The organism is Streptomyces sp. NPDC014734 (genome assembly GCF_043083325.1).
Classification (GTDB): domain Bacteria; phylum Actinomycetota; class Actinomycetes; order Streptomycetales; family Streptomycetaceae; genus Streptomyces.
The window spans coordinates 1-11,569 of the sequence record NZ_JBIBYN010000049.1; the positions used below are offsets into that span (position 1 = coordinate 1).

The window sequence follows — 11,569 nt, forward strand, 5'->3', positions numbered from 1 at the left end:
AACAACAGCCGACGCACCCCATGCTCCGCCACCAGATGACGGCTCACCAGCCCACCCAGCGAACCACTGGCACCCGTCACCAACACCGTGCCGTCGGCGTCCGGACGGAACTCCCGCTCGGCACCGTTGTCCGCGGCGACCCTGGCCAGCCTCGGTGTGTACGCCACGCCCGCACGGAGCGCGAGCTGGGTCTCGCCCGTCGCGAGCGCGCCGGGAAGCACGCGGAGGGACGCGTCGTCACCGTCGAGGTCGACGAGCAGCAACCGGTCGGGGTTCTCCGACTGCGCCGACCGCAGCAGACCCCACACGGCGGCCCGCGCCACATCGGGCACCGGTTCACCCGGCACGGCGGCCATCGCACCGGAGGTCAGCACGACCAGCCGGGAGTCGGCGAACCTGTCGTCCACCAGCCAGGTCTGCACCAGGTCCAGCGCCTCGGCGGCGGCGCTGTGCGCGGTCGCGACGACGTCCCCTTCCTCGGCCGCGCCCGGTGAGGCGAAGACGAACTCCGGGGCCCGGGCGCCGCCTTCGACCGCCGCACCGAGCACGGCGAGGTCGGCGTACGAGGCAATGCCCGCACCGACGAGGTCACCGGATCCCAGCACGGCCCAACGGCCCGTTCCGGTCGTCCCGGTGGCGCTCGTCAGTCCGGTCCACTCCATGTGGAACAGTGATTCGTAGTAGGCGGTGCGCGCGGTGCGCAGCTGATCGGCCGAGACCGGACGCAGGCCGAGCGACTCGACGGCGGCGACCGGCGCACCCGTCGCATCGGCGATCCGCAGGCGGACGCTCTCGGCGCCCACCGGTGCCAGGTGGACGCGCAGCGCCGAAGCCCCGCCCGCGTACAGGGACACCCCTCCCCAGGCGAAGGGCAGTCGGCCGGTGTCGTCGGTGACGCCGAGGCCGCCGAGACCGATGGCGTGCAGTGCGGAGTCCAGCAGCGCCGGGTGCAGGCCGAAGCGGCCGGCGTCCTCCCGGGTCTCGTCGGGCAGCAGCACCTCGGCGAAGATCTCGCCGTCGCGCCGCCATGCCCTGTGCAGCCCCTGGAAGTCGGGGCCGTAGGCGAAGCCGATGTCCAGCAGACCCGCGTATCGGTCGCGCAGCTCGATCTCGACCGCGTCCGCCGGGGGCCAGGCGCTCCACTCGAAGTCGGGCTGTGGCAGACCGTCTGCGGGCGCCAGCACACCGCCGGCGTGCCGGGTCCACGGCTCCTCGGCCGGGAGGTTCTCCAGCCGGGAGTGGAGCGACAGCGGTCGTCGCCCCGTGCCGTCGGCGGCGCCGACCGAGAGCCTCAGTTGGACGCCGCCCTGTTCGGGCAGGATCAGCGGCGCCTCCAGCGTCAGCTCTTCGAGGTGCTCGCAGCCGACCTGGTCACCGGCGCGGATCGCCAGTTCCACGAACGCCGTGCCCGGCAGCAGGACCGTGTCCATGATGGTGTGGTCCGCCAGCCACGGGTGCGTGGACAGCGCCAGACGCCCGGTGAACAACACTCCGTCCGCGTCGGGGAGTTCGGCGCTCGCCCCGAGCAGCGGGTGCCCGGCCTCGCCCAGCCCCACGGCCGCGACGTCACCGAGGTACAGCGAGGACACCTTCGGCCAGTAGCGCTCGCGCTGGAAGGGATACGTGGGCAGTGTGCCCGGCTCGATCCGCGCGGTGTCGGCACCGGCGTAGAACGTCGGCCAGTCCACGGCGACACCCCGGACATGCGCCCGTGCCACGGCCGTGACCAGCGCCTCGGTCTCGGAACGCCCCGCGCGCAGGACCGGTGTGAAGGCAGCGTCCTCGCCGGTGACGCACTCCTGACCCATGGCCGAGAGCACCCCGTCCGGACCCAGCTCCACGAAGGTCGTGACGCCCTGCGCCTCCAGCGCACGGACACCGTCGACGAAACGGACCGCCTCGCGGACATGCCGCACCCAGAAACCGGGGTCGGTGATCTCCTCGGCGGACACCACACCACCGGTCAGGTTCGACACGACCGGAATGCGCGGGACCTCGTACGTCAGCCCCTCCGCGACCTCACGGAACGCCTCCAGCATCCCGTCCATGCGGGGCGAGTGAAACGCGTGCGAGACCGTCAGCCGCTTCGTCTTCCGCCCCCGCGCCTCGAAACCTGCCGCGATCGCGACAGCAGCGTCCTCATCACCCGCGATCACGACGGACTGCGGACCGTTCAGCGCGGCAATGCTCACGCCCTCGGTCAGCAGCGGCAGCACCTCGTCCTCCGACGCCTGCACCGCGATCATCGCCCCACCGGCGGGCAGTTCCTCCATCAACCGGCCCCGGGCCGCCACCAGCTTCGCAGCGTCGGGGAGGGACAGCACACCCGCCACATGCGCGGCAGCCAGCTCACCGATCGAGTGCCCGGAGAGGAAGTCGGGGCGCAGACCCCAGGCTTCGAGCAGCCGGAACAACGCCACCTCGACCGCGAACAACGCGGGCTGCGTAAAGCCCGTCCGGGCGAGCACCTCGGCATCGTCACCGAACAGCACGGACTTCAGCGGCTGTTCCAGGTGCTGGTCCACATGGGCGCAGACCTCGTCCAGCGCGTCGGCGAACACCGGGAACGTCTCGTACAGCTCACGCCCCATGCCCGGACGCTGACTCCCCTGCCCCGTGAACAGGAAAGCCGACTTACCACCGGCCACCGAACCCTCGACCAGCCCCGGCGCCGACTGGCCACGCGCCAGCGCCTCCAGCCCCGCCAGCAGCCCTGCCCGGTCCGCCACCACCAGGGCGGCCCGTTCCTCGAACAACCCGCGATGCGCCGCCAGCGAGGAGCCCACGTCCACCGGCTCCGCACCCGACTCGACCACCACGCACGTGCGCAACCGCTCCGCCTGCGCCCGCAGGCCCGCACCCGACCGCGCCGACAACACCACCGGGACCACCGGCGAAACCACGGGCGGAACCACTGGTGGGACCGCACCCGCCCCGGAAGCCACCGTGGCCGGCTCCTCCACCGGGGCCTGCTCGATGATCGTGTGCGCGTTCGTGCCGCTGATCCCGAAGGAGGACACGGCGGCGCGGCGGGGGCGGCCGGTCTCCGGCCACTCCACCGCCTCGGCCAGCAGCGACACGGCACCCGCGGACCAGTCCACGTGCGGGGTCGGCTCGTCGACGTGCAGGGTCTGCGGCAGCACCCCGTGCTGGAGCGCCAGCACCATCTTCATCACACCCGCGACACCGGCCGCGGCCTGGGTGTGACCGAAGTTGGACTTGATGGAGCCGAGATGGAGCGGCAGGTCGGCGGGGCGGTCCTGGCCGTAGGTGGCCAGCAGCGCCTGCGCCTCGATCGGGTCACCCAGTTTGGTGCCGGTGCCGTGCGCCTCGACGGCGTCCACGTCGGACGTGGTCAGTCCGGCACCGGCCAGGGCCTGGCGGATGACGCGCTGCTGGGACGGGCCGTTGGGCGCGGTCAGCCCGTTGCTCGCGCCGTCCTGGTTGATGGCCGAGCCGCGCACGAGCGCCAGGACCGGGTGGCCGTTGCGCCGTGCGTCGGAGAGCCGTTCCACGAGGAGCATGCCGACGCCCTCGCCCCAGCCCGTCCCGTCCGCACCCGCCGCGAACGCCTTGATCCGGCCGTCGGCGGCCAGACCACGCTGACGGCTGAAGTCGATGAACGAACCCGGGGTGGACATCACGGTCACACCGCCGGCGAGGGCCAGCGAGCACTCGCCCTGACGCAACGCCTGGATCGCCCAGTGCAACGCCACCAGCGACGACGAACACGCCGTGTCGACCGTGACCGCCGGACCCTCCAGACCCAACGCGTAGGAAACCCGGCCCGACATCACACTCGCCGCATTGCCCGTGCCGACGAAGCCCTCGGAGCCGCCCGGTGCGGCGAGGACGACCGGGAGGTAGTCCTGTCCGTTGGTACCGGCGAAGACGCCGACCTGCTGACCGCGCAGCGTGGCCGGGTCGATGCCGGCGCGCTCGAACGCCTCCCACGACGTCTCCAGCAGCAACCGCTGCTGCGGGTCCATGGCGAGCGCCTCACGCGGCGAGATACCGAAGAACGCCGGGTCGAAGTCGGCGGCGTCGGTGAGGAATCCGCCGGTCCGCACGTAGGTGGTGTTCTCGGCGCCGGACTCCGGGTCGTAGAGGGAATCGATGTCCCAGCCGCGGTCGGTGGGGAATCCGGTGACCGCGTCCCGGCCCGATATGAGGAGCTGCCACAACTCCTCGGGGGTGGCCACGCCGCCGGGGAAGCGGCAGCTCATCGCGACGATCGCGATCGGATCGTCGGCCACGGCCGCCACGGCGGCGGCCGGGCCCGTGACCGTCGGCCGGGAACCGCCGAGTTCGTCCTGCAGGAAGTCCGCCAGGGCGAGCGGGGTCGGGTAGTCGAAGATCATCGTGGCGGGCAGCCGCAGCCCGGTGAGCGAGCCGAGCAGGTTGCGGATCTCGACGGCGGTCAGCGAGTCGAAGCCGAGGTCGCGGAAGGCGCGGCCGGGATCCACCGCATCCGGTCCCGGGTAGCCGAGGACGGCCGCGACCTGTGTGCGGACGAAGTCCAGGGCGAGCGTCTCGCGGTCCTCCTCGGCCGCGGCGGCCAGTCGTCGGGCGAAGGATTCGTCCGTCGCGGCGTCCGTCGGCCGTGCCGTCTCGAACGCACGCCGGGCCTCGGGCACTTCGGCGACCAGCGGGTTCGGCCGGATGGCGGTGAGGCCGGGGGCGAACCGGTCCCAGTCGATGTCCACGACCAGGCAGAAGGTCTCGTCCAGGTCGAGGGCGGTGCGCAGCGCGGCGGTGGCGGGCTCGGGGGCGAGCGCGGGCAGCCCGGACAGCCGGAGCCGTTCGGTGACCAGTTCGTCGGTGGCCATGCCGCCCTCGGCCCAGGCACCCCAGGCCAGCGAGAGGGCGTGCAGTCCTTCGGCGCGGCGCTGTTCGGCCAGGGCGTCGAGGTAGGCGTTGGCAGCGGTGTAGTTGGCCTGGCCCGCGGCGCCGAAGGTGGCGGCCATGGACGAGAACAGCACGAAGGCGGTGAGGCCCGTCTCGCGGGTGAGCTCGTGCAGGTTGCGTGCGGCGGTTGCCTTGGGGCGCAGTACCTCGGCCATGCGTGCCGGGGTCAGGGCGTTGAGGACGCCGTCGTCGAGAACGCCCGCCGCGTGCACCACGGTGGTCAGTGGGTACTGCGCGGGGATCGACGCCAACAGCTCGGCCAGGGCCGCCCGGTCGGCGACGTCGCAGGCGGTGATGGTGACGGCGGCGCCCAGTGCGGTCAGTTCGTCGCGGAGTTCGGACGCTCCCGGCGCGTCGGGGCCCCGGCGGCTGGTCAGCAGCAGGTGTTCGGCGCCGTTGCGTACGAGCCAGCGGGCCATGTGGGCGCCCAGGGCGCCGGTGCCGCCGGTGACGAGCGCGGTGCCGCGGCCCGTCCAGCCCTCGCCGGTGATCTCGGTGTGCGGGGTGCGGACGAGGCGGCGTACGAAGACGCCCTGGGAGCGGATCGCGAGGTGGTCCTCGTCGCCGAGACCGGAGAGGGCCTCGGCGAGGCGGCCGAGGGAACGCTCGTCGGCGGTCTCGGGCAGGTCGATCAGGCCGCCCCAGCGCTCGGGGTGCTCGTGTCCCACGGTCCGGCCCAGGCCCCACAGTTGTGCCTGGGCGGTGCCGGTGAGCCGGTCGGATCGGCCGGTGGACACCGCGCCGCGGGTGAGGACCCACAGCCGGGCGTCGAGGTCCGCGTCGCCCAGCGCCTGGACGAGGGCGAGGGTGCCGGCGAGGCCGGCAACGAGGTCGGGGTGTTCGGGGTGCGGTCGTTCGTCCAGGCCGAGCAGCGAGATCACACCGGCGGGCGTGTCGCCCTCGGGCAGGGCGGTGCGCAGCCGCTCGGCGAGTTCGGTCCGGTCGGCCGTCGCGGGCACGGTGAGCTGTTCGACCCGGACGCCGCGCTCGGTGAGCATGCGTGCCGTTTCGGCCGGCCACACGGAGTCGGCCGTGTCGGACGGGGTGACGACGAGCCAGGTACCGGACAGCAGCGAGGGCTGGGCTCCGGTCAGCGGCTTCCAGGTGGTGTGGTAGCGCCAGCCGTCGGCGGTGGAACTGTCGTGGTGGCGTCGACGCCAGGCGGACAGCGCGGGGAGTACGGAGCTGAGCGGCTGGTCGCCGTCGATGCCGAGGGTGTCGGCGAGGGCCGCGAGGTCCTCGCTGTGCACGACTTCCCAGAAGCGGGCGTCGGTGGCGCCGAGCGCGCCGGTCTCGCCGTTCGCGGCGGGGGTGCCCATGTCGGCGAAGGGGTTGGACGGCCAGTAGCGCTGCCGCTGGAAGGCGTAGGTGGGCAGGTCGACGCGGTGGGCGTCGGTGCCCGCGTAGAACGTGGGCCAGTCCACGGTCACGCCGCGCACGTGTGTCCGTGCCAGGGCCTGGGTCAGGGTGGCGGGTTCGGGGCGGTCGTCGCGCAGGGCGGGAACGAACGCGAGCGTCTGCGGTTTGGCGGTGGCCGGGCAGTCCTGGCCCATGGCGGAGAGCACGCCACCGGGGCCGAGCTCGACGAAGGTGGTGACGCCGCGTGTCTCCAGGGCGCGGATGCCGTCGAGGAAGCGGACCGCCTCGCGGACGTGCCGGACCCAGAAGTCGGGGCTGGTGATCTCCTCGGCGGAGACCAGGTCGCCGGTGAGGTTGGAGACGATCGGGATCGTCGGGGCGTGGTAGGTCAGCCGCTCCGCGACCTGGCGGAAGGCGTCGAGCATGCCGTCCATGCGGGGCGAGTGGAACGCGTGCGAGACGGTCAGTCGCTTCGTCTTGCGACCGCGCGCCTCGAATCCGGAGGCAATCCGCAGTGCCGCGTCCTCGTCGCCGGCGACCACGACAGACTGCGGACCGTTGAGCGCGGCGATGCTCACGCCCTCGGTCAGCAGCGGCAGTACCTCGTCCTCCGACGCCTGTACCGCGATCATCGCGCCACCGGCGGGGAGTTGCTGCATCAGCTGGCTGCGGGCGGCGACCAGTGCGGCGGCGTGCGTCAGCGACAGCACCCCGGCGACGTGGGCGGCGGACAGTTCGCCGATGGAGTGCCCGGAGAGGAAGTCCGGTCTCAGGCCCCAGGACTCCACGAGGCGGAACAGGGCGACTTCGACGGCGAAGAGGGCGGGTTGGGTGTAGCCGGTGCGGTCCAGAAGTTCCTTGTCGTCGCCGAACAGCACCTGCTTCAGCGGCCGGTCGAGGGAGCGGTCGAGCTGGGCGCAGACGTCGTCCAGCGCCTTGGCGAAGACCGGGTATGTCTCGTACAGCTCCTTGCCCATGCCGAGGCGCTGGCTGCCCTGGCCGGTGAAGAGGAAGGCGAGCTTGCCCTCGGCCGCCGTTCCCTCGGTCAGACCGGGGTGGGGCCGTCCTTCGGCCAGCGCGCCCAGGCCTGTCAGGAGCTCGTCGTGGTCGGCCGCGACGAGTACCGCGCGCCGTTCGAGGGCGGCGCGGGTGACGGCCTGCGAGTAGCCGAGGTCGGTCAGGCTGTCGGTGGAACGGCCGGATGCGAGCCGGGTGTGCAGTCGGGCGGCCTGGGCGCGCAGCGCTGCCGTGTCCTTGCCGGAGAGTGTGACGGGGACGAGTGGCAGCCGTGCGGGCTCGGGGCTCGCGTCGGTGTCGTCGGCGGGTTCGTCGGCCGCCCGGGGCGGGGCCTGCTCGATGATGGTGTGCGCGTTGGTGCCGGACATGCCGAACGAGGAGACACCGGCGCGGCGCGGCCGGTCGGTCTCGGGCCAGGCGCGTGCCTCGGTGAGGAGTTCGATGTCGCCGGACGACCAGTCCACGTGCGGGGTGGGTTCGCTCAGGTGCAGTGTCCTGGGCAGCATGCCGTGCTTCAGGGCCATGACCATCTTGATGACGCCGCCGACGCCGGCGCCCGCCTGGGCGTGGCCGATGTTGGACTTCACGGAGCCGAGCAGCAGTGGTCTGCCGTCGGGCCGGTCCTGACCGTAGGTGGCCAGCAGGGCGTCTGCCTCGATCGGGTCGCCGAGTGCGGTGCCGGTGCCGTGCGCCTCGACGGCGTCGACCTGGTCCGGGGTGAGCCGGGCGTTGGCCAGTGCCTGGAGGATGACGCGTTGCTGGGACGGGCCGTTGGGCGAGGTGATGCCGTTGCTGGCGCCGTCCTGGTTGACGGCGGTGCCACGGATGACGGCGAGCACGGTGTGGCCCTTGCGCTGGGCGTCGGAGAGGCGCTCGACCAGCAGTACGCCCACGCCCTCGCCGAGGCAGAAGCCGTCGGCCTCCGGGGCAAAGGGTTTGGAGCGGCCGTCCAGGGCGAGCCCGCGCATCTTGCTGTAGTCGACGAAGACGCCCGGGGCGCACATCACGGTCGCGCCGCCGGCCAGGGCCATGGTGCACTCGCCGTTGCGCAGCGCCTGTACCGCCAGGTGCAGGGCCACCAGCGACGAGGAGCAGGCGGTGTCGACGGTCGCTGCGGGGCCTTCGAGACCGAAGGTGTACGACAGGCGGCCGGAGGCCACGCTCGCCGCGTTGCCGGTGCCGAAGTAGCCCTCGAAGTTCTCCGTGGAGCTGAGGATCGCGGCGAGGTAGTCGTGGTTGCTGGTGCCGACGAAGGCGCCGATCTGCTGGCCGCGCACGGAGGTCGGGTCGATGCCCGCCCGCTCGAACGCCTCCCAGGACGTCTCCAGCAGCAGGCGCTGCTGCGGGTCCATGCTCAGCGCCTCGCGCGGGCTGATGCCGAAGACGGACGGGTCGAAGTCGGCGATGTCGTCGACGAATCCGCCCTCGTGCACGTAGCTGGTGCCGGGGTGGTCCGGGTCCGGGTGATACATCGTCTCGACGTTCCACCCGCGGTCCACGGGGAATTCGCCCACCGCGTCCACGCCGTCGCTGACGACCCGCCACAGGTCCTCGGCGGAACGCACGCCTCCCGGGTACCGGCAACCGATACCCACGATGGCTATGGGGTCGTGATTCTTCGCCTCCGCCTCGCGCAGGCGAAGACGAGTCTGATGCAGATCCGCCGTTACCAGCTTGAGGTAGTCCCGCAGCGTCTCTTCATTCGCCATTTAACGCAACCCATTTACGGCAGACGGCATCGGATAATAATCAATTATTCGACTTCTCGGCGAGAGGCTATGGCCGGACTAACCCTCCCTACAACCCCTAACTGCCCCCTACCACCCCCTGGCGACCGGGGGAGCGAATAGGGGGCAGCAAAGAGGAGAATCCTTTATACGAGGGTGCAGGAAATCCTGTCCGATAGGGAGGGGGACGTCAATAGCGGAGTTTTCATGAGGGCCTTCCGAGTCCCTTGTTGATGAATGCGAAAAGCTCTTCGTCGCTGGACGACCGGAGCTCTTCGACGACCTCCGTGTCCGTGGCCGCCGCCGGGGCCGCCGGGGCCTGGTCGGCGGGTCCGGCGTCCGGGCCCTCGTTCCACTTCGCCAGCAGCGACTGAAGTCGCATCGTGATCCGGGCCCGGGTGATGTTGTCCGGTGCGCTGCCCGCGAGTGCCGTCTCCAGCCTGTCGAGTTCTTCCAGCACGGGGGCCCCGGTGGCCGCCTCGTCCGGCACCACTTCGGCGCGCAGATACGCGGCGACGGCGGCCGGGGTGGGGTGGTCGAAGATCAGGGCGGCCGGCAGTCTGAGTCCACTGGCGGCGCCGAGCCGGTTGCGCAGTTCGACCGCGGTGAGCGAGTCGAAGCCCAGTTCCTTGAAGGCTCGTCCGGCCTCGATCGCCGCGGCGTCGGTGTGGCCCAGCACCGCCGCGACCGCGCCGCGCACCAGTTCCAGCAGCACCCGCTCCCGTTCGGTCTCCGGCAGCCCGGCGAGCTGCTGCGCGAGCGCGGGCCCGGAGGCGCTCGCCTCGGCCGCTTCGGCCTTCATCTCGTCGATGACCTGGCGTGCCTCGGGCAGTTCGTGCAGCAGCGGACGCGGCCGGTCGGCGGTGAAGGCCAGCGTGAACCGGCGCCAGTCCATGTCGATGACGGTCAGTGCCGTCTCGTCCCGGTCCAGCGCGTGCCGCAGGGCGGTGACCGCCGGTTCCGGCGCCATCTCGTTGATGCCGTGGCGGCGCATCCGGTCCCCGAGCGCACCGCCGACGGTGACGCCGTCGCCCCACGGGCCCCAGGACAGGGTGGTGGCGGGCAGCCCGTCGGCACGCCGCTGTTCGGCGAAGGCGTGCAGATAGGCGTTGCCCGGCGCCTGGTTGCCCTGGCCAGGTGCTCCGAAGACCGCCGAGAAGTGCGAGAAGAGCACGAACGCGGACAGGTCGAGGTCCCGGGTGCACTCGTGCAGGTGGCGGGTGGCGTCGACCTTCAGCCGCAGCACCCGGTCGACCTGCTCGGGTGTCAGGCCCTCGATCACACCGTCCTCGGTCACCGCGGCGGCATGCACCACGGCGGTCAGCGGGTGCTCGGCGGGGACGGTCGCGAGCATGTCGGACAGCGCGTCCCGGTCGGCCACGTCACAGGCGGTGACGGTGACCTCGGCGCCCAGTTCGGTCAGTTCCTCGCGCAGTTCGGCGGCGCCGGGAGCGTCCGGGCCCCGACGGCTGGTGAGCAGCAGGTGCTCGGCACCGTTCCGGGCCAGCCAACGCGCCACCTGCGCACCCAGCGCACCCGTGCCCCCGGTCACCAGCGTCGTCCCCGACGGCCGCCACTCCCGCACGGCGGGCGTTTCGGCGAGTCCGGCACGCACCAGCCTCGGTCCGAGAACTCCGTTGGCACGAATGGCGAGTTGGTCCTCCTCGCCGTCGCCGGCGAGCACCTCGGCAAGTCGGTCGAGCGCCCGCTCGTCCATGGTCCCGGGCAGGTCGACAAGTCCGCCCCAGCGCTCCAGGTGTTCCAGGGCGGCGACCCGTCCCAGGCCCCAGACCAGGGCCTGTTGCGGCGATTCCAGCCGGTCCGAGCGGCCGGTGGAGACCGCACCGCTGGTCGCGCACCACAGCGGTGCGGCGATCCCCGCGTCACCGAGCGCCTGGATCAGCGCCAGTTGGGCGGCGGTCCCGGCGGGGAGGGCGACGTGCGCCTTGTGCCGGCGTTCGTCCAGCGCCAGCAGCGACAGCACGCCGTCGAACGCCGGGTCGTCCCCGGCCGGTTCGGCGCGCAGCGCGGCGGCCAGCGCCTCCCGGTCGGTGGTCGCGGCGTCCACCGCGATCCGTCGTACGTCGGCTCCGTGTCCGGTCAGCGACGCGGCGACGGCGGCGGCCTTCTCGTCCGCGGTCCCGGGCTCGATCAGCAGCCAGGTGCCGGACAACCGCGCGGACTGGTTCTCGGCAAGCTGCTTCCAGGTCACCCGGTAGCGCCAGCCGTCCACGGCGGAACGCTCGCGTGCCTGCTTGCGCCAGGTCGACAGCGCGGGCAGCACGGTGCTGAGCGGCTGGTCGCCGTCGACCGCGAGTTCCTCGGCCAGCGCCTGCCAGTCCTCACGCTCCACGGTTTCCCAGAACCGGGTGTCCACGGGGTCCGCCTGTGCCGTTCCGGTCGCCTGCGCGGGCGCCGCCTCCGGCCAGAACCGTTCGGTCTGGAAGGCGTAGGTGGGCAGGTCGACGCGTCGGGCACCCGTTCCCGCGTAGACGGCGTCCCAGTCGACGTCGACACCACGCGTCCAGGCCTCGCCCAACGACAGCCAGAACCGCTCC

Annotated in this window: 2 protein-coding genes; both read right to left on the minus strand. The window is 72.3% G+C overall.

Annotated features, from left to right (window positions below; genetic code table 11):
• Positions 1-8,993: type I polyketide synthase (locus tag ACF1CT_RS37140; RefSeq protein WP_391788451.1), on the minus strand; the 8,993-nt coding region annotated here is incomplete at its 3' end.
• A gap of 223 nt (positions 8,994-9,216) precedes the next feature.
• On the minus strand, positions 9,217-11,569 hold a 2,353-nt coding region (locus ACF1CT_RS37145), incomplete at its 5' end, for an SDR family NAD(P)-dependent oxidoreductase (RefSeq protein ID WP_391788452.1).